Raw genomic sequence first — 21426 nt, 5'->3', positions numbered from 1 at the left:
CGTTCCTTATTAAACTTGCCATTGCATAAAGTTAGTTAAAAGCTGTGCGCCCACTTTGGCGCTTTTTTCAGGGTGAAATTGCATGCCTGCGTAGTTATCTTTGGCGATGATGGCAGAGAATGCTTGCCCGTACTCGCAACTCGCGAGCGTTGTGTCATTGAGCTCATGGGCAAAGCTGTGCACAAAATACACCTGATCATCCTTACTGATCCCTTGTGTTAAAGGGTGCGCCTTGGTGACATTGATGTTGTTCCAACCCATGTGTGGACTCGTTAATTCACCGGTTTGCAGTGCTTTAATGTTGCCGTCGATGACTCCAAGCCCAGTAACATTACCTTCTTCATTGTTATCACAGAGCATTTGCATACCTAAACAAATGCCCATGAGTGGTCTTTGGTAAGCGTTAATGGCTTCTTTCCACCCTTGCTCATTCAATCGTTTGATGGCTACATTAGCGTGCCCAACTCCCGGAAGGACAGCGCGGTCAAATTTAGCTAACTGATTAGGATCAGATAACACTTCAGGTGTCACGCCTAAACGTTCGAATGCAAAGCGAACCGAGTTGATATTGGCACATCCGGTATTAATTATGGCTATCATAAACACCCCTTTGAGCTAGCCGTAAGTTGAGACGCATCTTTAGCAATGGCCATTCTTAATGCGCGAGAAAATGCTTTGAATAACCCTTCAACTTGGTGGTGGCAGTTGCCGTCAGAGACACTGAGTATTAGGCTTACTTGGGCGTTATCGGATAGCGACTTAAAAAAGTGCTCGACCATTTGCACATCTAAGTCACCGACATTGTCGCGAGTAAAGTCGGCATTGAGTACAAATGATGCTCGGCCTGATAAATCTAATTGGCACTCTGCTTTACATTCATCCATCGGCAAGGCAAAACCGTATCGTGCGATTTGAGATTTAGTGCCGAGTGCTTCTCGTAATACTTGCCCCAGCGCGATACCGACATCTTCGACTAAGTGGTGCTCATCTATGTGTAAATCGCCCTGTGCTTTTATTTCAAGACCAATATTGGCGTGGGTACGGATCTGATCAAGCATGTGATCGAAAAAACCAAGGCCAGTATTGATGTCGCCATTGGCAGTTTGGTCTAGGTTTGCAGCAACCGAGATCTGCGTCTCTTTAGTATTTCTGATCACACTGGCTTGACGGTTTTGCGTGGTCAGCTCGGTGACAATTTTGTTCCAATCACCGTCGTACAAAATGCCTTGAATACATAGGTTTTGCGCAAGTTGGATGTCTGTTTGACGATCCCCAATCACATAAGAGCGAGCTAGATCCACTTTTCCTGAGCGCATCAGAGAAGTGAGTAAACCCGTTTTGGGTTTGCGACAATCACAGTTGTCTTCGTCAAAGTGCGGGCAAATCAGCACTTCGTCAAACTTAATGCCTTGTGATGAGAAGATTTCCATCATTTTGTTGTGCGGTGCGGCAAAGTCTTCTTCTGGGAAACTGTCTGTGCCCAACCCATCTTGGTTAGATACCATGACAAGGCGGTATCCTGCGCTTTGCAAAGCCAGCATGGCTGGGATCACATTAGGTAGAAGCGCTAATTTTTCTAGGCTATCTACCTGCTTGTCTGTGACAGGTTCTTCGATTAATGTGCCATCACGGTCGATGAATAGATATGGCGTACTCATTTTACTTCCTTACTCGCTTTGCTCTAGCCAAAGTTTGACTTGTTTTAATTCTTGCTCGCTACCGATTGATATTCTTAGCCAGTTGTCTTCTTCAAATAGTGTAAACGGGCGCATAATAGTGCCGGCTTTCATTGCTTGTTCGATTAGTGCTTTGTCGCTCAACTGCAGCGTGACAAAGTTGCCTTCACCGTAAAGAACCTGAGTGACTTTAGGCGAGTTACGTAACCATGTTGTGAGTTTGGCTTTATTACTATTTAAAATGCTAACTTGTCTGCGCATTTGCGTGATTGCATCTACCGACAGCGCTTGTTCTGCTATTTTTGCTACTGCGGTTGATACTGGGTAGGGCGCGATGACTTTGCGTACAGGGTTTAATACCGCATCATTGGCCAACAAGAAGCCTGTTCTAAGTCCTGCGAGGGCAAACGCTTTAGAAAGCGTTCTCAGCACTACGACATTATCGAAATCTTGTAGCAAAGATACTGCGCTTTGCTCTGGGGCAAACTCAATATACGCTTCGTCCACGACGACCAGTGCTGAGTTCTCAAGTGCTTTGGCGAGCGCAGCAATTTTGTCAATCGGTGTCAGGCTGCCAGTAGGGTTATTTGGATTACAAATAAATACCAGCTTAGCATCGCCGATAAGTGCGCTCAGTTCACTCACTTGCGCTTCTTTCAATTGTGCTTGTGAAAGGGCGTTAATGGCAATGTTTTGTGTATCAGCTGAGACTTTGTACATACCGTAAGTCGGTGTGAAAATGGCGATACTGTCTTTGGCTGGTTCACAAAATGTGCGCATCAATAGTTCGATGCCTTCATCGGCGCCTCTTGTCATCAACACCTGCGTTGGCGACAATTGTGCATACTTACTATATGCATTAATTACGGATTCTGGTTGAGGCTCCGGATAGCGGTTTAAATCATCAATAGAGATCTCAATGCTTTTACTAAATGGGCTTTCATTGGCATTTAGCCACGTATTTCCTGTGAGCTTTTCGCTTTTTGCTGAGCTATATGCTTTCAAGCTCTCGATATTTTTTGGTAATAATGAAGTTGCCATTATTGTTTTCCACCATTTAATCTAATTGCAACGGCATTCGCGTGCGCATCAAGTCCTTCGGCTTCTGCTAATGGCAAGATAGCCTTACTTAAATCAGACAAGCCTTGCTTAGTGATGGACTGAACGGTATAGGTTCTAAAAAAGTCCATTAAATTTAAACTGGAATAAGTTTTAGAGTAACCATACGTTGGTAGTACGTGATTGGTTCCCGATGCATAGTCGCCAGCAGACTCTGGTGTGTAATCGCCGACAAAAACAGAGCCTGCGTTTTTCACCAAATCAACGCGAGACTGTGCATCTCTTAATTGCAGTATTAAGTGCTCAGGACCATATTCAGCTGACAATTCAAAAGCCTTATCGATTGATTCAACTAAAACCAATGCACTGTTGTTCATGGCTTGTTTTGCGATTTCAGCTCGAGATAACTCAGCCAGCTGCCTTTTGATTTCAGCTTCTACTTCAGTGATAAAGGATTCACTATCACTTAGCAGTAGTACTTGAGAGTCAGCGCCATGTTCAGCTTGTGATAGTAAATCAGCTGCAGCAAAAGCGGGGTTAGCGTTTTCATCTGCGATGACCAGTACTTCTGATGGACCTGCAGGCATGTCGATAGCAAAACCAGGGACAGACTGGGATAACAGTTGCTTTGCCATGGTGACATACGCATTACCAGGGCCAAATACCTTATCGACTTTTGGTACACTCTCAGTACCTAGTGCCATCGCCGCCACTACACCTGCGCCACCGCTTTCAATGATAGTACTGATGCCGCATTTTTTTGCTGCATATAAAATAGCAGGGTGGATCGGCTCTTCACCTTTCACTGGGGTGGCGAGCACCACTGTTTTTGCGCCGCTTAGTTGCGCGCATACACCTTGCATTAATACGGAAGAGGGCAAAGGTGCGCTGCCGCCCGGTACGTAAATTCCGACAGCATCGATGGCTTGATACTTTAGTTCACATACAACGCCAGGCTGTGTTTCAAGTTGTTTAGGTTCTGGTAACTGCAACTCGTGAAATGCACGTACGTTGTTGTATGCTTGATCAATGGCACTTTTAAGTTCATTACTGAGTTGAAACTCACTCTGTGTGATTTCATCTTCAGGCACTCGTAATCTGTTAGATTGGCGGTTATCAAATTGCTTAGCCATTTCCAACAGTGCTTGATCGCCTTTTTGACGAACGCTGTTAATGATGTTTTCGACTGCAGCTTGCACCCCCGCACCTGCACTAACGGCAGGGCGAGTGAGTATTGCTTGCTGTGCTTGTTGGTCAAGTTGATCCCAAACTAGCATAACTTACTCCATCATTTTTTCGATTGGCATGACAAGGATAGAGTTCGCACCTAACGCTTTTAACTCTTCCATGGTTTCCCAGAACAATGTTTCGCTGCTTACCATGTGTAGGGCAACATAATCTTCACTGCCTGCAAGTGATAACAGCGTTGGTTGGCCAGTGCCAGGTAGCAGTTCGCACACTTCTTCTAGTTTTGCTTTTGGTGCGTGCAGCATGATGTACTTGCTTTCTTTGGCTTGGCGAACGCCTTTTAAACGGGGTAGTAATTTGTTGATCAATGACAGTTTACTGTCATCATTTAGGTTGGCATTTTGGATTAAGCATGCGTTTGACTCTAAGATGGTATCACCCTGCATTAAACCGTTTGCTTCCAACGTTGCGCCTGTTGAAACTAAGTCGCAAATTGCATCAGCAAGACCGGCGCGCGGCGCAACTTCTACTGAACCTGTTAACATAACCACGCTGGCGTCGATGTTTTCTTTGGCAAGATATTGCTTAAGAATTTCAGGGTAGGTGGTGGCAATGCGTTTGCCGTTAAACCAATCTTTCGACTGCTCGCCTAACTCTTGTGGCCAAGCAAGCGCCAGCCTGCAATAACCGAAGTCAAGCTTTGACAGTTTTTTAACCGCGCTGGATTGGCCTGCGCGTTCTCGCTCGGCTTGTGTTTCGACCAGTACGTTTTCACCAACAATACCTAAATCACATACGCCGTCCATCACTAAGCCCGGAATATCGTCATCTCGAACACGAAGTACATCGATGGGCATATTTGTTGAGTGCGCGATTAGACGTTGTTCACGTAAGTTCAACTTAACGCCTAGTTGTTTTAACAAGGATTGGCAGTCTTTTGACAATCTGCCTGATTTTTGGATTGCGATACGTAAGCGATTAGATGTATTCATAATTTATTTCCTAATATTCAAAAACGAAAAACCCCGAGGGAACCTCAGGGCGAAATAAATTTAAATACGTTGAATGATTCGCCGGAGGTTCCTTTTAGGAATAACCCACCAGCGAAATACCTGACAGGCTATCCCGATGTATGATGGTGATGATGTACTGCTGTCAGATTTAAAAACATGTTCTTACCTAATTGTAAAATTTTCTGTAATTCGATTAACTTTTTATAGATAATCATGAAATTGCCAAAGCATGCAAGTACTTTTTGAAAATAAATAAAGAATACAATATAGCTGCCGATAATAAGTATGTAGGTCAGTGGTTTATTTCTTGGGAGGATAAGCTTATGGATGTTTTTAAACCTTACATGGCGCCTATCGTTCGATTAAAAGTTGCGCACAATGGGCCGTTTAAAATTGTTGGTGTGCTCGATAACAAAGCGGAAAAGATCAAAGGTAAATCTCAAACTAATAGTGTAGACAGTGAATTAAAACATCAGCGGGAGCTGCCTCCAGATGAGGACGATGAAAATAGTCACAGCTCAGATGATGAAAAACATCTGGATACTTGGGCTTAGTTTAGCCATGAAGGCTGGGTAAAACGTATTTAATTTAATAGAAAAATAACGGCAGAGTTTGTTGGGCACCTTGCTCTCGCTTTGATTTAAAATTAGAATTGCCTGAGTTATTAAGTCAGGTAATATTTTTCTTTGTCCATAGAACAGTACTTCTCAGCGACCGGCCCACTTGCTAATCATTTTAGTGGATACCAACCAAGACAACCTCAAATTGAAATGGCTGTTGCGATTGACGATATAGTCAAAAACGGTGGCCAATGCGTGGTAGAGGCTGGTACCGGTACTGGTAAAACATTCGCGTACCTTGTTCCTGCACTAATAAATACCAAAAAAATTGTCATTTCAACTGGATCTAAGGCCCTTCAAGAGCAGCTCTATCACAGAGATTTACCTAATCTCTTAAAGGCGCTGGGCAAAGGGCGAAAAACAGCACTGCTCAAAGGTCGAGCTAACTATTTGTGTACTTATCGCCTAAATCAGCATGTTGCTCATGTCCCAACAGACGACCCAGACGTCATGCATCAACTTGCAATGGTTGCCAAGTTTGCAACAGAAACGCAAAGTGGTGATCTTGCAGATTGCGTTGGTATAGAGGAAGATGCCAAAGTCTTACCTTATGTCAGTTCCACCGCAGATAACTGTTTAGGGAAAGAGTGCCCAGACTTTGCTGAGTGTTATATACGTAAAGCGCGCCTAAAAGCCATGGAAGCCGATTTGGTGGTGATAAACCATCATTTATTCTTTGCTGATATGGCGGTTAAGGATTCTGGCTTTGCTGAATTAATGCCAACCGCAGATACCTATGTTTTTGATGAAGCGCATCAGGTTAATGAGATTGCGAGCGATTACTTTGGTGAGTCAATCAGTACTAAGCAACTCAATGATTTAGTGAATGACATTCGTGTTATTTATCTGAGTGATATGCCAGATATGCTGCAATTGGGTAAAACGCTCAATAAGTTAACCACTAGTATTGCCGATCTAAGACTGGTGTTTGGCGGTGATGGTGCGCGCGGAGATTGGCGAGAAGCGCTGCAAGACAAAGTGATCTGCGAGGCGCTGCATCGGGTAATTGGTAATTTAGACTTTTTGTATAAAGTACTCAAACTGTGCCTTGATCGTAGTGACAAAATCGAACATCCCTTTGAACGCGTATTGGCCTTCAAAGGGCAAATGGAACGAGCGTTTGATGTTACTCAAACGGGTTATAGTTACTGGTTTGAAACCACGCGTCGATTTGTAACCATTCACATCACACCACTGGATGTATCAAACCGTTTTCAGGAATTAGTTAAAAAAACAGAGGCTGGTTTTGTCTTTACCTCAGCGACGCTGTCGGTTGATAACAAACTTGACCACTTTAATGCAAGTCTTGGTTTAAAACCGGATTTTCACAAAATCGTAGACAGTCCTTTTGATTATCAAAAGCAAGCATTATTGTGTTTACCTCGGTATTTACCTGAGACCAAAGATGAACTTATGCCGCACTCCTTGGTTAAAATAGCAAAGTCGGTTATTAACGCAGCCGAGGGTCGCACATTTTTACTTTTTACCAGTTATCGAGTGATGCATCTGGTTTATGAGGGGATCAGCACGGCGACTGAGTACCCCGTTTTTATGCAAGGGCAGTCGTCAAAGCGCATTATACTTGAGCAATTTATTCGCCATGGTAACGCTGTTTTGCTTGGCACTGCATCGTTTTGGGAAGGGGTAGATGTTAGGGGGGACGCTTTAAGCTGTGTTGTTATCGACAAACTGCCTTTCACATCGCCAGACGATCCACTATTACAAGCTAAAATGAAAGACGCAGAGCTCAGTGGCAAAGAGCCTTTTGAGGATATTCAATTACCACAGGCTGTCATTGCACTAAAGCAAGGAGTAGGGCGCTTGATCCGAGATAGATCTGATAAAGGCGTGCTTATTATTTGCGATAATCGCTTAGTTACGAGAAAATACGGCGAAACGTTTATTAAAAGTCTTCCACCGATGACGCGTACGCGAGATTTGGAGAAGGCATTGAATTTTTTAGAGAACATCGATAAACATGAAACATAATTTGCTAGCAATAGATGCTTCTACAGAAGCCTTGAGTCTTGCCCTTCACTTTAAAGGTAAAACGTTTACTCATTTTGAAGTGTGTCCACAGCAACACAGTCAGAAAATTCTACCGCTTGTAGATGCGTTATTATCTGAAGCAAATTGCACACTTAAAGATTTAGATGGTATTGCATATGGTCGCGGACCAGGCAGTTTTACTGGCGTTCGAATTGGCGTGGCTGTCGCTCAAGGTCTAGCGTATTCGGCAGGTTTGAAATTACATGGTGTATCAACTTTGCAAGCCATGGCGCAAGAAGCATTACAAACACAGGGCTGTGACGAAGTTATCAGTGCCATAGATGCACGTATGGGTGAAATTTACCTTGGTCATTTTGGTAAAGATGAGCAGGGTAATGCCATTGCAAAACAAGAAGAGATTGTCGTTAAGCCTGATGCTCTGCATGATAGCTTCAATGGTGTGAACGGTGTAGGTACTGGTTGGCAAACTTATGCAGATGATGCACAACGTCTGAATGTATCTGTGATAGATTCAATATCTTTACCCAATGCGCTATATATGTTGGCAATTGGCGATATTGCTTTTAGCAATGGTGATACGGTTATGGCCCAAGATGCTCAGCCGCATTATGTCAGGGATACGGTAACTTGGAAGAAGTTGCCAGGTCGTGAATAAGGCACTATCCTTAAATTAGGCACAAATATTGGGCGCGATACATGCGGATTAATCAAGTAGTTCAAAATCAGGACACTTATCAGTTTAACTCCAAGGTGGTTAAAGCTCAGGAGAATGCGCGCCCGAATGACAACGTCAGCCCAGTCAGTGACATTAAGTTCAGTCCTCAAGGTGTCAAGTTGGCGGAGCAGTTTCAGCAAGACAAACGCTCGGTCATCTATGATCAACCTTCCTTCAATTCCAGCAAAGCAGTTCAGTCATATTCGGCCGTGCAAAATGAAACTAGACGCTCAGAAATACAAGCGCTCATAGGTGTTGATTTATACGCTTGATCAGGTTGAATTATTTTCAGTAAAAAATTGCAATAACCGATTGTAATCTAAATTTATTGGGGTAATGTAAAAAGAAAAACAGAGTTGTGACAAGAACGTTGCTTAATAAATTTAACCAATATGCATTTAAAATTTCCTCTAACACAGTGATACTTTCGCTGCGAGAGGGCTATATTGCGTTAATTCCATTTTTCATCGTGGCGTCGTTAATCACACTCATCAATCAGTGGCTCAATATATCCATGAAAGGGGTTGAGCATCAATTTTTAGAAGACTTTAACGTTTTGGTTTGGGGGATATTTCCAGTACTGACTTTAATGTCTTTTAGTTATTACCTGTCAAAAAATCTGAAAGTGCACTCTATTGCCAGCCCCATATTAGTATTTACTTGTTTTACGGCAACGACAGGGTACATCACCATATCTGATGGTGATTTGGCCATTAATCATCGTATGGGCGCTTTATACTCTTTGCTTATGCCCGTTGTGTGTTGCTATTTTCTGTCTTATTTAGAACGCTTAAGAGTGTTCCGTTTGGTCGGCGTAAGCTCGATTAGTTTGTTTTTACGCAAACATTTAAATTTAATTTTACCTTACCTGATTGTTACTAGTGTTGTGCTGCTTCTATTTCCTTACATCGATATGGCGGCTGACGCCACCGTAGAACTTTTGAGGTCTCTTAATCCTCATTGGAACGTATTTGAAAAGCTATCAATGCAGCTGATCATTTCTCATTTGCTTTGGTTTATAGGTGTTCATGGTGATAACACTTATCAATTGCTCGTATCAAGTGAGCTAACTGGCTATTATGTTTTGCCTGATTTAATTAGTTATAACTTTTTTACTGGGTTCGTGATTTTAGGCGGAACAGGGTGTTTGTGGGGGTTGATTGTAGCTGCGATGTTCTTGAAAAAAGGTCAACATGAAAAACGTATTGCAGCTATCTCTTCTCCTTTGGCATTGTTTAACATCAGTGAGGTGATGATTTACGCACTTCCTATCGTATTTAACCCTTATATTCTTTTACCGTTTTTACTTTGTCCACTAGTTAACGCATCTATTGCTTATTTTGCGTTTTATAGTGGTTTTGTATCGGTCGAGTATGCCGACGAAATTCCCTGGTTTACCCCAATCTTTATAAACGGTTGGTTACTTACAGAGAGTATGAAAGGCATAGTACTACAGGTGGGCTTGGTACTGATTAATGCGCTGATTTATTTCCCTTTTTTAAAGGCAAATAGAGACAATAACTTATCGGGCAAAGCACTGGATGTACTGATGAAGCGCTACACTGCTGGGCGTTTAATTGAAGAGGGAGCTGAAGGCTCATTTAGTGAAACGCAAAGAAAAGAGCAAATCAGTGCGCATAGCTTAAAAGAAGTAACAGAGGCCCTGAATCAAGGTGCATTGACGTTATTCTATCAACCTAAAATTAATCCATATAATAAGCATGTTGTTGGTTTTGAAGCGCTACTAAGGCTGACAAACAAAGATGGCACTGTCTCTGGCCCGTGGTTTTTAGAAACACTCGATCAGCATAACTTGTTGCACATCATCGATAACTACGTTATCGACCAATTAGAGATAGACTTAGAACAGTTCGCCAAGCACGGCCTAAAACCGAAAATTAGCTTTAACATCTCACCACAAAACCTGCTCACCGGTGGGTATCGACGAATTATAAAGGCATTTGCTAAGTTTCCAGGGCAGGTTGAAGTTGAGTTACTAGAGTCCAGTTATATTGAAGACTTTAATAAAACAGTCACCATTGTAGATGCACTCAAAAAGAATAAAATTGCTTGCGCAATGGATGACTTTGGGACGGGTTATTCTTGCCTGTCCGTGTTATCCAAGTTAAATATTGAAACCATCAAGTTAGACCGTAGTTTGTTGCCAGAACAATTGAATAGTAAATCGATTTCGTTATATACCAATTTATCTGAGATGATCTCAAAATTAGGTTTTAAGCTGGTGGCTGAAGGCGTTGAAACTACCGATGAAGAAAAGGTCGTAAAACAGTCTCATATTGAGTGCGTGCAAGGCTTTTTATACTTTAAAGCTATGCCAGTGGAAGAGGCTATTTATTTGTATATGACCAAAGGTGATTCCGTCGGCACTGACAATACAACAAAAGATAAAGGCGAGCCAGTTGAGGAGTAACTTATAACGCTCATTTATGCTTTAAACTATAGTTAAGTTACTGTTATAGATAATAGTGAAGCAGTGTGTACACAAGTCAATAACATGATCAATATGTTAAATACGCAAAGAGTAAAGTCGCAACAATCAACAAGTGCATATGATGGCGATGTAAAGTGGAAGCCAATTAAATCCATTTGGTTCCTAACTCATTTGGCTCTGGCTTTATTTATTGCGCCTTTTGTTATCTCTTTTTCTTCGTTATTTATATTCTTTGTTCTTACAGTAATTACATTATGCTTTGGCCATTCTCTTGGTATGCACCGGTTGCTTATTCACCGTGCATACGAGTGCCCTAAATGGATGGAGTATTTATTTGTATATTTAGGCGTGTTAGTTGGCATGGCGGGTCCCATAGGTATGATGATCCAACACGACCTAAGAGATTGGGCCCAAAGACAAAATAAATGCCATGACTATTTATTGCATGGGTCAAATCTTGTCAAAGATGGTTGGTGGCAACTTAATTGCGATCTTGTCCTAAATAACCCTCCTAAATTAGAAATCGAAGATTTTGTTTCTCAAGATAAATTTTATCAATTCATTGAGAAAACTTGGATGTTTCAGCAATTAACTTTAGCTATCCCTTTATACATGATAGGTGGTTTTTCATGGCTAATATGGGGTGTTTCCGTACGAGTAGTCATCTCTGTTGGAGGGCATTGGTTAATCGGGTATTTTGCGCATAACCAAGGAGAGAAAACATGGGTAGTTGAAGGAGCGGCTGTACAAGGGCACAACATCAGAATCGCAGGGTTCTTGTCTATGGGAGAAGCTTGGCATAACAATCACCATGCTTACCCGGGATCTGCTATGTTAGGGCTTTATAAAGATGAGCCTGATCCTGGCTGGTGGGTGTTAAACGCGTTACATAACCTTGGCATCGTTAAAAATATTAAGTTGCCCAAACAACTTCCAGTTCGCAATGAATTGGTTAATGTATCGCAAAATATGGACAGCCGGATTGAACGGACTCCAGAAGATTGCAAAGTTGCACCGTTTTTCCGAAAAGACACTTAAGCAACTTGGTCGCTAGGTGAACGAATAGGGCCACAGAATACTGCTTTCCTCGAAGCACAGAATGTACATCAAATACACTGTCAAATCGCTGTGTGGTTTGAAGACTCGTCTGATATTAAATTTCAATGGATGTGCTAACTGGTATCATGATATGAATGTTTTTGATGTTCTGTGCTAGAGCTTTTATTCCATTTTACATGTTCAATTTACTAGTCTTGAAACTTTGTAATATTACATAAAGTTAATTGTTATATAACTTAATTTTAACGACAATGGGTGGACCTTGTACTGTAGTCCTTTTGGACGAGGTATTGAAACTCGCGAAAGGGTATGAGGCTAGACGACCCCTAAAATTGATTACATATATTGTGGTCAAGTTTAACTAGCGATAAAAAAATATAGAACATTCTAAAGGAGAGTTTCATGATTAAATTAGCTTCAATATCACTAGCAATTGCTTCATTGATGTCACTGAGTGCACAGGCTGCCTCTATCACGACGGTTGAAGTAGAGGCTGCACAAAAAGGCTGGGGTGAAGGGATCGTAAAAATAGGGCAAGCGGAAGACCCAAAAAAAGCAGCGATTAAGCATTTGGAGCAATTTTATGCGTTTAATGATGGTCAGGTATTGTTTAAGCCGACTTTGGCATCAGTTGATCAATTTAGAGGTACTCAAAAAGAAGCTTTATCCTATTTTGTAGGCCAAGATTTAGCTGAAGATAAAGGGTTTGCTTTAGCTCCTTACGTTAAGGTTCGCTGGGAAAATGAAGGGATCATCACAGATGGTAACTCAGCTATGTCGATGGGTAATTACTACTTTACGAAGAAAAACGGTGAAGAAATCAAAGTAGAGTATTCATTTGGTTACATCAAAGACAAAGAAGGTAATGTCAAAATTAACCTCCACCACTCTTCATTACCATTTAAGCTGTAACTGCCCTTAAATGACGTTGTCCAATACCTGCGCTACGCAGGTATTGTGTTAAGCCTGTTGCCACACGCCCTTCACACTTATACTGATTGCCTTGTTATCATCTTCATTTCATAAAATGGTTATATTTGAGTCAGTACACAGATGACCTCGAGGAATGCAATAAGTTACTAAACTTCGCGTGATTATCTGTCATAAATTGAAAGAGTTTATAGTTTTTACCTTCTAATTTTAGCCGGGCGTTTGGCATAAAGTAACGTTAAAAATCACACTGAAAGAAAGTTTTATGCGACTAATTATATTTGCTTTGTTTTATTTTTCGTTTCTATTGCAAGCGTCGGAAGGAGTGGCAAATCAGCCTGTATCTAAAGTAGTCACTACTGAGCACCATGAATGGGGGTATCTCAACCCGTTAAGAGGAAAGTTGAGCCCTGGAGCGGTTAACTTATGGGGAGATAGAACAAAAAATAGCGCCACGGGTATGCTAGTACGCTTCAAGAAAGGGTTTGAATCGCCGCCACATATACACAATATCACCTATCGAGGAGTGGTGATTGATGGCCTCTTGCACAATGATGACCCAAGTGCTGAAAAAATGTGGATGCCTAGAGGGTCGTTTTGGACACAACCTGCAGGGGAATCCCATATAACAGCTGCAAACGGCAGTACTAATCTGATTTATCTTGAAATTGATTCAGGTCCATACTTGGTAAAACCAATGGAGCAAGCATTTGATAATGGCGAAAGACCGCTGAACCTGCATAAAAACAATATGGTATGGCTTGACCAAAAAACGTTGAAGTATCTGAACGCACCAAATGTGAAAGCAATACAGTTGTGGGGTGATGACAACGCAGTGATAGGTCAAATGATAAAGCTGCCTGGGCAATTTAGCGGTGTGATTGCGAGCAAATCAAGTGAATTTCGAGCCGTACTTATTTCTGGTAAAGTGAGCTATCGTTCTAGTGAGCAAAGCGGTATTAAATTAGATCCAGGTAGTTATTTTGAATCCACAGCTGAATTTGACCATCTCGTCAAGAACCTGGGTAATGAAGACGTCATTTTGTATATTCGCACGGACGAGCAATTTGAGATCAGATAACTTGATGTGCGTCATGTTATTGTCATCCTAGTATCAGGTACTTGTCGCTATGGGGTCAGCCTATTGTCAGGTAATAAGGGGCTGATTTTAATCAACAGTATGAATTACATGGCAACTTTAGGTATCTGGACTTTGTATAGTGGGCTTTGCTTTGTTAAAGCTGAATATCTTTTATGATTATGTGTCACAAAAGAAATTACTCAATGGCACTGACAACAAATAATGTGAGTGTGCTGATAATCTGGTATTTTTATGCAAACAGGGCAAATATTGCTTTATCGGAGTTGTGGTTTTGATTTGCCAAATACTGAGTCTAACTCAGATCTGACAAATCAATTTCTTATCTACTTAGTTATTATTTGTTTTTTACTTCAAACAATAAGATTTGGCTTAGCTGTTTGCCATGAATATTGAAGTTATTATCAGACACCATGAGCAGGCTTGGGTTTCCATTAGAAAGCTGAGGACCAAATGTCATGCCTTCTAAATTATCGATATGTTTTGAGCCCAATTGATTTTTGATTGACTCCATATTTAATACCAAGGTTTTTTTTGCGGCTTGATAATGGCCTGTTTTTAAAGATGCTAGCTGCGATGTGTCGGTTGCATCTTTGGTATCGATGAGGAAAATACTGACGCTATTTCCGCCATCTGGAATGCCTGCTGTGTAAGAGCGTTCCATAGTCAGGAATTGATGCTCATCGATTTGTAAAATTTCGACAAGCCCTGTTGTGCGAAATGCATCAGCTTTTGCTTCAAGTCGATTAACCATAGGCTCTAAGTAGTAAGCAAACTGCTTTTGCATTTGCTTTGAAGCAAAATCAAAATAAGAAATACGGAGCATACTGCCATGTTTGATCGTTGCTTTTTTACCATCTTGTTTAAGCGGACCTTCCATAGATACCCATATCCCTTTTCCAGAAGGTGCAATTGTTAGCCCTTCAAATACGGCATTATGTCTAGGACCAGATGACTTATTGATATCAAACATGCTTGGTAGTTCAAACTGAGTCAATCCAGCGTCGGTTTGCACAAACACAGCTGGTGCTTTGTTGTATTTTATACTGCCCTCACTACTCCACGCGATACCGCCATTATTGGGTAGTGCTCTCAGGCTTTCAGGATCTGCAACAACGGATGGGTTATTTTTATCAATGAGTTTGACAGACTTTTCAACCTTTACACTTTTAAACTTGTTGTCACTGATTTGAATACTTGCAGTAAAGTACCTTGGTTTGTCAGCATCATCCGCTATCATCAAATACTTACCATTGGCATATTCAATACTAGATAAGCCACCCACAGTGTCGCCATCGACCTTTAAGTCCGCAGGTACAATGAACTCATCTAAGTAAGAAAGCTCAATCGTGTTTGAGTAAGTAAAAAAGGGGGCTAACAAGGCCAAGAATAAATAATTGCGCATAATGTTTTATCAACAAATGAAATAGAACCGAGGAATATACGCGGGTAACGTTAAGTTTGCATCACAAAACGAATAAAAAATTAGTTAATTTAAACTTTTTATGGTGAGTTAGGTGTATTTTCGTGGATTGTGTGCAAAGCGTTGATGGTTTGCAAATGCACCCATTACATGCTGCTGAGTAAACACGGGTTAATTCTGGACATCAGGTTTTATTAAAAATGTTTTGTGGAAAGATTTCAGCCCTTTGGCGGAAAATGAAATGGCGCGACTATCTAAGTCTCTTTGAGCCCATTGCTTTTCGAATATGAAATCCAATATCCACTTTCCTAAACTGCCAGCTAAGTGGTTTCTTCTTTCACTCCAATCTAGGCAGGATTTACATATAGGTCGATTCGCTTTTTCAAGGGCTTTTACATCAACGCCTAAGCTAGTAAAGTGCTTTTTACCCTTTTCAGTGAGTACAGACTGCTCCCCCATATCTTGAAGCATGCCCTCAGATACTAATGCGTCATAAAGCTTAACGCCTAACTCACCAGCTAAGTGGTCGTAACATACTCTTGCAAATTGCAGCCTTGGATCACTTGGGCCTGTGGCTGTTTGTGGTTTGGATAGGGAGGTGATAACCAATAGCTGCTCAAGCATCACAGCAATGTGTTGCCCTTTTAATTGAAAATACTTATGGCGCCCTTGCTTTCGAACTTGCAATAGCTCGCCGTCGACTAATTTACCCAAGTGACTACTGGCTGTTTGCGCAGTGATCTCTGCTTCAATTGATAGTTCGGTTGCAGTCAAAGCTTTTCCACCCATTAGGGCCATTAACATTTTTGAGCGAGCAGGATCTGCAATTAACCCAGCGACAAGAGAGATATTTGGTTCCATAACTTCTTAATAGTTCGATGTGCATCGAAGCATAACATTTTCAAAGCGTTAGACTGCCTTAAAACAATAAAGGAAGCAAATCTAATGTATATGACCTGTTTTATAGAATACGAAATCGACCCAAGTAAATTAGCGCAGTTTAATCAATACTCGAAAAATTGGAGTGAGATTATTCCTAGGTTAGGGGGCGAGTTGATTGGCTACTTTATGCCTTATGAAGGGGACAATAAGCGAGCTTATGGTCTAATTGCATTTGCCAGTCTTGCTGAATACGAGGCATACCGCCAGAGATTAAGGGCTGATGAACAAGCTCAAGCAAACTTTGAATTTGCGCTGCGAGAAAGTTTTATTTTACACGAAAGGCGCTACTTTCTCAGTGGGGTTGAGAGCACTTTAAAGCAAATTGGAGCCATGTAAGATGATTGCAGTTATATTTGAAGTCAATCTCAAACCAGAAGGAAAAGAGGCCTATTTTGATATTGCGGCTGAGCTTAAAAACTTGCTTGTTAAGCAAGCAGGTTTTATTTCAATTGAGCGCTTTGTCAATGTTTCTGACTCGGACCGCTATTTATCTTTATCATTTTGGGATAATAAAGAGGCGGTTTTAGGCTGGCGAGACCAATTTGAACACAAATGTGCTCAAGATATAGGCAAATCTGAGCTGTTTTTGGATTTTAGATTACGTGTTGCTAATGTCATCAGAGATTATGATATGAATAATATGAAGGCTTCAAATGCGGTCTAAAATGCAGAACACGGCGTGCAATTTGGCACTGATTAAGTATTTAACGGAGTATTTTTATACCGGCTCAGAATTATTGAATCGCAGTAATGTGTCAGAGTCTGAGTTCACTCAGCTACAAACGCGTTCTATCATGCCAAAAGCGTCTTACAAACTTGATATGTCACTGACGTGTCATTCTTATTTTGGCAGCCATGATAGCCAACAGCTTGTATATTTTTATCCCAAAGCATACACAGACTGGCTAAAAAAGTGCGTTAGATATGATACACAGCAAGAAGCATTAACTGAATTTTCTCGGTTGTTCTATCAAGCAAAAGACACATTATCAGAAGATATATTTTGGTTGGATGACAATAAAATCATGACAGCATTTGATGAATTTATTGCGCAGCAGTGGCCGCACTTTTTAGCAGGCACCTATGGTGTGTGTACGAAAAGGGGATTACCGTTTGATATTTTAAGTAAAGAGCTGGCGGTGACAACCATCCGTTTTTTACTGGATAAAACATCTTTATCTGTAACAGAACAAGCACATTTGTCGCGAGCAGTAAGTTGTTTAAAAAAGGTGGGGAGCCAATTTGCGCCGCACGAGCGTGCTTTGTCTCAACAGCATCAATTGTTAGCGCGGTTAGAAAGTTTATCTCGTTAGGTTCATGAATAAAACATAGAGCCACACAAAGTGGCTCTATGTTTTTCGTTAAAAAGACTGAGTTAAGACTTTATCTAATTAAATGCCATTTGGTTTGTCTACCTGCCAAATACCAAACTTGTTTACCATCAAACACTGCGTCTTGTTCTAGTTTGACTTGGATCCATTGGTTATCCCATTCTGGCAATTGCACTTTAATGTTGCCTTCAATTGCGTAAACTGTATTTGGATATAGTTTCCAGTCACCTTGAATTGGTGTCGGGCCTTGGTTATCCCACATGCCTATTGTTGGGCCCGGAGCGTGGCCTACAAAACCGAGAGGGTGCGTGTAAGTACTACTGATAATATTCGCAGCTTGGCTATCTTTGATGGTCTCGGCCAAAATTTGATTGCCTGTTAGCCCCATTTTAAAGTTATCTGTGAGAATATCTTGCCAGCGATTGCCTACCGACATCGCATTTTTCAGTCCATTTGGTACATCTGTTTCATTGAGTTTTAAAACGTAGCCCATCTCTTGCGTGTCAGTACATTGGTTTAAGTAGCATATGCCAACATCAGTATGAATAATGTCTCCGGGTAAAATCACGCGATTGTATTTGCCCATAAACACTTCATCTTTGGAAGGGTTATCACCACGGCGCTGAATATTCACATAAGGTTGGAACCAAGGTCGTAACTGCAACTCCTCAAAACGCTCACGAAGATACCACTCAACATCTGTTGTTGTGGTGACACCTGGGGTGATCACTTTATTTGAGAATGCTTCTGCTATGACGCGTCTTGCAATGGTAACAGCCTGTGGGTAGACGTTAAGCTCTTTTTCACTTCGTGTTTCTAGCCACCTAATTACTAGGTTTTCTGCACTGACCAAGCGTTTTTCATATTTTCTAGGTAAGTACTTTTTCAGTTGATTATGCAGGCCAACACTCAAACCATCAGCGAGTGCCCAATCTTCGCTGATGTTTATACCAATACGTTTTGGGTCTTTCTCTGCAATCACTTCTGCTAAACGCTGCCATTGCTCTTCTTTACTGCCGCCTTGCCAGACTGTAGGGTATAGATCCCCAATTGGATAGCGGCTAACACTGAATCGTTCAACGCTGCCATCTGGCTTTTTAAAGAACACCAGTAATGTTGTGCGCCTTGCAGCAAAAGTAGGTTGTGGCACGAGTGTATAAAACAGTTTATCCTCTCCATACTCACGATTAATGACGAGCCACATGTCTAAATCGGCTTCATCCATGAGCTTTGGTAGTAGATTGTCTAGCCTGTCTGTGACCATTTTATTAATAGGCTCTACGCGTTCTTTAAAGCTTAATACATCTGGTAGTGCTTTAATTTCGCGCCCTTGAGAAAAATCTTGTGCTGCTAGAGATGTGCTCAGGCTTAATAGGGCCCCACATAATCCAAAAATCTTGTACATAATGATCCCACTGTTTATTTACTTGTTATAGAACTTAAAGGTCTGCATTGAGCTAGCTTTTCTAAAAGCTCGAGTATTTATTGTTAGTAAGGGCTTAAAATAGTATGGCAATGCGTATTTAACAGCAACCGAAATGCTATGAATGACACATAAGTACATCTGGCATAGTCAAGGGTGAAATACCGGAGCGAATAACATACGTGAGTTTGATTGTAATACGTGGTCATTGTTCGAAAAATTAAAATAGGTTGGCTTATGTGTAGTTTTGTATTTTCTAATCATTGAGAAGGGGGTTTTGATATACCAATAGCATAGTAATAAAATATTGATTTAATTTTTTATGTTTTATTTTTGCTGATAGCTTTTTATTGATTTCGAATACAGTAAAGTTGAGCCGACTCAATCAGTGAGTCGGCCCAATATTTATTTAACGTAGTACAGTAAAGTGTTTTGTTCCGCACCACTGTATACGCCGCTGTTATATGGCCAGAGGTCAAACTTAACATTATGCTGATATAACGAAGCGCCATTGCGCGTGTAACCATCACCGCGGCTTGTTGGCTTTGTGCTTAAGCTGATAAATGAGTAATCAAGACCTGATAGGCTACATCCAGTTCCTTCGTGTTGCCATAGTACAGCTGTATCGTAGGGGACTTTGGGCTGGCTTAAATCGGTATTTTGTTGCAAAGAAACACAGTTAGCGTTGGTTAATTTGGCTTTACTGATCTGTGAAACCTGACTGTATTCATCTACAAACATCATACCTGAAGTCATTTGCTTTTGAATCGCTTGCCATTGTGCTGCTGGTAACACGCCATTGGTTGTTTCTGTTACCGGAGAAGTCACAACCAGTTCATTTAGTCCATCCGCATGGTTTGCTACGAGTGTCCAGCCTCCCCCATTAAGTGTCATTTCACAATGAGCATAGAATGCAGGCTCACCGCCATTACCATCAGGGTCTATTTGATAAATCCCTGTAGTTGCATTTGGTGTTTGCTGTTTTATTGAAGCACATGTGGTGCCTTCGATCGGTGTTGGGTCTTCAGGTTCTATGACAGTATCATGTGTTACAAAGCCGCCGTAGTATTCTAACTCACCAATTACGCGGTAGGAGCTGCCATGCGTAGAGTGAATTTTTAGTCTGACGTACTTCCCGATAGCAGGCTCTATTAAAGTTACAAGCTGGTTGAGACCCGTTGGGATTGTAAGAGTCTCGTGGTCGCTAAAGTGTACATTATCTTGCGAAACTTGCAGGGTAACTTCTTTTGGACCCATAGTTTTAGCGGTTTCATAAAGCATAACTCTAAAAGAAGTGATGTACGCATTACGCTCAAATGCGACTTGTAGCCAGTGTTCTTGATTAACTGTAGAGAGCCATACCCCACGCCTGATACGCTTTTGAGAGTCAATGTTTACTTTTACACCGTTGTTAAAGCCATCAAATGCGCCTGCAGGACTGTCTTTTGAATAAGAGTTACTTGCGGTGTAAGAGGCTTCAGTTAGCCCATTGCTGCCAAGCAACGCAATGTTACCATATTGCCCAGTGGCTTCTCCTGGATCTATAGCAAATTGACTTCCAGTATCTAGACGAAGGGCCATTGTATCTTTGCCATAGTGTGTAATGTCCTGAGCAAATAGCTTATTCTTAACGGTTAGGATATTTATAATCTCAAGTAAATGGTCGGTTTCGGTGTCACGTGACTGCTCCTCTTGTACGAGCAGCTTTCCATTGACGGTTTGAAATCCTTCTTGGTTAATGGCTTGGTGCGTCAACTCATAAGCTTCATTATTGTGCGTGATCCCTGCATTGGTAGGGCTATAAACGGCAAGGTAGCCAATCGACTCTTCAGCATGATTATTTCCCGCCTCTTGCTCATTGAGTGCAACACCGAAGGTTAGCGCTGATGTGCTTGAAACACGCAATGAATAGGCATCTGCGTCATTTTGTGTTTGACCACTGAGTAAAATATGCGGCGTATGGGCAAAGCTTTCGTTAAAAAATTGATGCGTGGAACCGCTTGTCATGGTGAACTCACCAACTTCCCAAAAACTGCCATCTTGAAGCTGGTGACGCCCTTTTTCCGCAACCAAAAAGGCCACACGTTCTTCACCATGCAGGCCATCTAAATACGGCCACTCTTTAAATTGAACATCGAAACTTGAATCGGTCACATTTGAAATTGATACAACACCCGCTTGTGGATCGTTAAGAGTGGGGATAGAAGCAAATACAACCGGATCATTAAATCCATTGATAGGTACAGTGATTTTTTGGTCCGATATTTTGATATCTTCGATGAGAGTAAAGGGTTGAGCGTAAGCAGCAGTGGCAAAAGCCAAAGAACAAATACCAAGAAGTTTAAACATAGCCGTCCTTATTAATTATCTTGAGAGGTTGTTTATTTTTTCTGTGCGAATAGTATCGAATAAATACGTTTTTATAAATAGAGATTGATAACTTAATGCATTGTTTTATATAAATAATTTCATATAGTGTAAATAGT

The 21426-nt window shown here is 41.3% G+C and carries 20 protein-coding genes; 11 read left to right on the top strand and 9 right to left on the bottom strand.

Annotation, left to right across the window (positions count from 1 at the left end; translation table 11 throughout):
• Positions 1-9: 9 nt before the first annotated feature.
• The 5 genes from hisH to hisG are packed head-to-tail and all read right to left on the bottom strand — an operon-like array spanning position 10 to position 4915.
• A complete protein-coding gene (hisH, locus tag N473_RS19525) occupies positions 10-600 on the bottom strand; it encodes an imidazole glycerol phosphate synthase subunit HisH (protein WP_063369367.1) in 591 nt (196 codons plus the stop codon).
• Positions 597-1658, bottom strand: coding sequence for a bifunctional histidinol-phosphatase/imidazoleglycerol-phosphate dehydratase HisB (hisB, locus tag N473_RS19520; protein ID WP_063369366.1), 1062 nt, complete (start codon positions 1656-1658; stop codon positions 597-599). The genes hisH and hisB overlap by 4 nt, the downstream gene beginning before the upstream one ends.
• Positions 1659-1667: 9 nt before the next feature.
• Positions 1668-2717, bottom strand: coding sequence for a histidinol-phosphate transaminase (gene hisC / locus N473_RS19515; RefSeq protein WP_063369365.1), 1050 nt, complete (start codon positions 2715-2717; stop codon positions 1668-1670).
• Positions 2717-4012 (bottom strand): histidinol dehydrogenase, encoded by a 1296-nt coding sequence (gene hisD, locus N473_RS19510; protein ID WP_063369364.1) that lies wholly within the window; start codon positions 4010-4012, stop codon positions 2717-2719. The genes hisC and hisD overlap by 1 nt, the downstream gene beginning before the upstream one ends.
• 3 nt (positions 4013-4015) lie before the next feature.
• Positions 4016-4915, bottom strand: a complete 900-nt coding sequence (gene hisG, locus N473_RS19505) for an ATP phosphoribosyltransferase (RefSeq protein ID WP_063369363.1) — start codon at positions 4913-4915, stop codon at positions 4016-4018.
• Between the two features lie 344 nt (positions 4916-5259).
• On the opposite strand from hisG, the gene N473_RS19500 reads away from it, so the two are divergent.
• From N473_RS19500 to N473_RS19465, 8 genes are all read left to right on the top strand, one after another.
• On the top strand, positions 5260-5490 hold the full coding sequence (locus N473_RS19500; RefSeq protein WP_039610380.1) for a hypothetical protein: 231 nt from the start codon (positions 5260-5262) through the stop codon (positions 5488-5490).
• 132 nt (positions 5491-5622) lie between these two features.
• Positions 5623-7545: an ATP-dependent DNA helicase gene (locus N473_RS19495; protein ID WP_063369362.1), complete on the top strand. Its 1923-nt coding sequence runs from the start codon at positions 5623-5625 to the stop codon at positions 7543-7545.
• Positions 7535-8221, top strand: coding sequence for a tRNA (adenosine(37)-N6)-threonylcarbamoyltransferase complex dimerization subunit type 1 TsaB (tsaB, locus tag N473_RS19490; protein ID WP_063369361.1), 687 nt, complete (start codon positions 7535-7537; stop codon positions 8219-8221). Before N473_RS19495 ends, tsaB begins: the two co-directional genes overlap by 11 nt.
• A gap of 41 nt (positions 8222-8262) precedes the next feature.
• Positions 8263-8553 carry a hypothetical protein gene (locus N473_RS19485; RefSeq protein ID WP_063369360.1) on the top strand — a complete coding sequence of 97 codons (291 nt, stop codon included), beginning with the start codon at positions 8263-8265 and terminating at the stop codon, positions 8551-8553.
• An 86-nt stretch (positions 8554-8639) separates the two neighbouring features.
• The gene (locus N473_RS19480) at positions 8640-10712 is read left to right on the top strand and encodes an EAL domain-containing protein (protein WP_231099601.1); all 2073 of its coding nucleotides are present in this window, start codon (positions 8640-8642) and stop codon (positions 10710-10712) included.
• A gap of 84 nt (positions 10713-10796) precedes the next feature.
• On the top strand, positions 10797-11771 hold the full coding sequence (locus N473_RS19475) for an acyl-CoA desaturase (RefSeq protein ID WP_231099600.1): 975 nt from the start codon (positions 10797-10799) through the stop codon (positions 11769-11771).
• 423 nt (positions 11772-12194) lie between these two features.
• Complete coding sequence (locus tag N473_RS19470) at positions 12195-12704, top strand: phosphoribosyl-AMP cyclohydrolase (RefSeq protein ID WP_196766436.1); 510 nt, start codon at positions 12195-12197, stop codon at positions 12702-12704.
• Positions 12705-12987: 283 nt separating this feature from the next.
• Positions 12988-13803 carry a DUF4437 domain-containing protein gene (locus tag N473_RS19465; protein ID WP_063369359.1) on the top strand — a complete coding sequence of 272 codons (816 nt, stop codon included), beginning with the start codon at positions 12988-12990 and terminating at the stop codon, positions 13801-13803.
• A gap of 355 nt (positions 13804-14158) precedes the next feature.
• Here N473_RS19465 and N473_RS19460 read toward each other — a convergent pair whose 3' ends face one another.
• Together N473_RS19460 and N473_RS19455 are read right to left on the bottom strand one after the other, a co-directional pair.
• Positions 14159-15226 (bottom strand): esterase-like activity of phytase family protein, encoded by a 1068-nt coding sequence (locus tag N473_RS19460; RefSeq protein ID WP_063369358.1) that lies wholly within the window; start codon positions 15224-15226, stop codon positions 14159-14161.
• A gap of 189 nt (positions 15227-15415) precedes the next feature.
• A complete protein-coding gene (locus N473_RS19455; RefSeq protein WP_063369357.1) occupies positions 15416-16105 on the bottom strand; it encodes an ArsR/SmtB family transcription factor in 690 nt (229 codons plus the stop codon).
• Between the two features lie 84 nt (positions 16106-16189).
• On the opposite strand from N473_RS19455, the gene N473_RS19450 reads away from it, so the two are divergent.
• The 3 genes from N473_RS19450 to N473_RS19440 are packed head-to-tail and all read left to right on the top strand — an operon-like array spanning position 16190 to position 17499.
• A complete protein-coding gene (locus N473_RS19450; protein ID WP_063369356.1) occupies positions 16190-16522 on the top strand; it encodes an NIPSNAP family protein in 333 nt (110 codons plus the stop codon).
• Between the two features lies 1 nt (position 16523).
• On the top strand, positions 16524-16850 hold the full coding sequence (locus N473_RS19445; RefSeq protein ID WP_063369355.1) for an antibiotic biosynthesis monooxygenase family protein: 327 nt from the start codon (positions 16524-16526) through the stop codon (positions 16848-16850).
• Positions 16840-17499, top strand: coding sequence for a DUF6058 family natural product biosynthesis protein (locus tag N473_RS19440; RefSeq protein ID WP_196766435.1), 660 nt, complete (start codon positions 16840-16842; stop codon positions 17497-17499). The genes N473_RS19445 and N473_RS19440 overlap by 11 nt, the downstream gene beginning before the upstream one ends.
• Before the next feature lie 70 nt (positions 17500-17569).
• Here the strand turns inward: N473_RS19440 and N473_RS19435 are convergent, their stop codons facing one another.
• Positions 17570-18922: a M24 family metallopeptidase gene (locus N473_RS19435; protein ID WP_063369353.1), complete on the bottom strand. Its 1353-nt coding sequence runs from the start codon at positions 18920-18922 to the stop codon at positions 17570-17572.
• Between the two features lie 423 nt (positions 18923-19345).
• A complete protein-coding gene (locus N473_RS19430; RefSeq protein ID WP_063369352.1) occupies positions 19346-21289 on the bottom strand; it encodes a discoidin domain-containing protein in 1944 nt (647 codons plus the stop codon).
• Positions 21290-21426: the final 137 nt, after the last annotated feature.

Origin of the sequence: Pseudoalteromonas luteoviolacea CPMOR-1, assembly GCF_001625685.1 — a bacterium.
Lineage (GTDB): Bacteria > Pseudomonadota > Gammaproteobacteria > Enterobacterales > Alteromonadaceae > Pseudoalteromonas > Pseudoalteromonas luteoviolacea_K.
This window is presented reverse-complemented; position numbering and strand designations above follow the sequence as displayed.

Bases quoted from the DNA above. Each gene is read 5' to 3' on its own strand.
- N473_RS19450 (WP_063369356.1), top strand. From the start codon at position 16,190: ATGTATATGACCTGTTTTATAGAATACGAAATCGACCCAAGTAAATTA.
- N473_RS19435 (WP_063369353.1), bottom strand. From the start codon at position 18,922: ATGTACAAGATTTTTGGATTATGTGGGGCCCTATTAAGCCTGAGCACA.
- N473_RS19475 (WP_231099600.1), top strand. From the start codon at position 10,797: ATGATCAATATGTTAAATACGCAAAGAGTAAAGTCGCAACAATCAACA.
- hisD (WP_063369364.1), bottom strand. From the start codon at position 4,012: ATGCTAGTTTGGGATCAACTTGACCAACAAGCACAGCAAGCAATACTC.
- N473_RS19460 (WP_063369358.1), bottom strand. From the start codon at position 15,226: ATGCGCAATTATTTATTCTTGGCCTTGTTAGCCCCCTTTTTTACTTAC.
- tsaB (WP_063369361.1), top strand. From the start codon at position 7,535: ATGAAACATAATTTGCTAGCAATAGATGCTTCTACAGAAGCCTTGAGT.
- hisB (WP_063369366.1), bottom strand. From the start codon at position 1,658: ATGAGTACGCCATATCTATTCATCGACCGTGATGGCACATTAATCGAA.
- hisG (WP_063369363.1), bottom strand. From the start codon at position 4,915: ATGAATACATCTAATCGCTTACGTATCGCAATCCAAAAATCAGGCAGA.
- N473_RS19470 (WP_196766436.1), top strand. From the start codon at position 12,195: ATGATTAAATTAGCTTCAATATCACTAGCAATTGCTTCATTGATGTCA.
- N473_RS19445 (WP_063369355.1), top strand. From the start codon at position 16,524: ATGATTGCAGTTATATTTGAAGTCAATCTCAAACCAGAAGGAAAAGAG.
- N473_RS19440 (WP_196766435.1), top strand. From the start codon at position 16,840: ATGCGGTCTAAAATGCAGAACACGGCGTGCAATTTGGCACTGATTAAG.
- N473_RS19485 (WP_063369360.1), top strand. From the start codon at position 8,263: ATGCGGATTAATCAAGTAGTTCAAAATCAGGACACTTATCAGTTTAAC.
- hisH (WP_063369367.1), bottom strand. From the start codon at position 600: ATGATAGCCATAATTAATACCGGATGTGCCAATATCAACTCGGTTCGC.
- N473_RS19500 (WP_039610380.1), top strand. From the start codon at position 5,260: ATGGATGTTTTTAAACCTTACATGGCGCCTATCGTTCGATTAAAAGTT.
- N473_RS19455 (WP_063369357.1), bottom strand. From the start codon at position 16,105: ATGGAACCAAATATCTCTCTTGTCGCTGGGTTAATTGCAGATCCTGCT.
- hisC (WP_063369365.1), bottom strand. From the start codon at position 2,717: ATGGCAACTTCATTATTACCAAAAAATATCGAGAGCTTGAAAGCATAT.
- N473_RS19465 (WP_063369359.1), top strand. From the start codon at position 12,988: ATGCGACTAATTATATTTGCTTTGTTTTATTTTTCGTTTCTATTGCAA.
- N473_RS19430 (WP_063369352.1), bottom strand. From the start codon at position 21,289: ATGTTTAAACTTCTTGGTATTTGTTCTTTGGCTTTTGCCACTGCTGCT.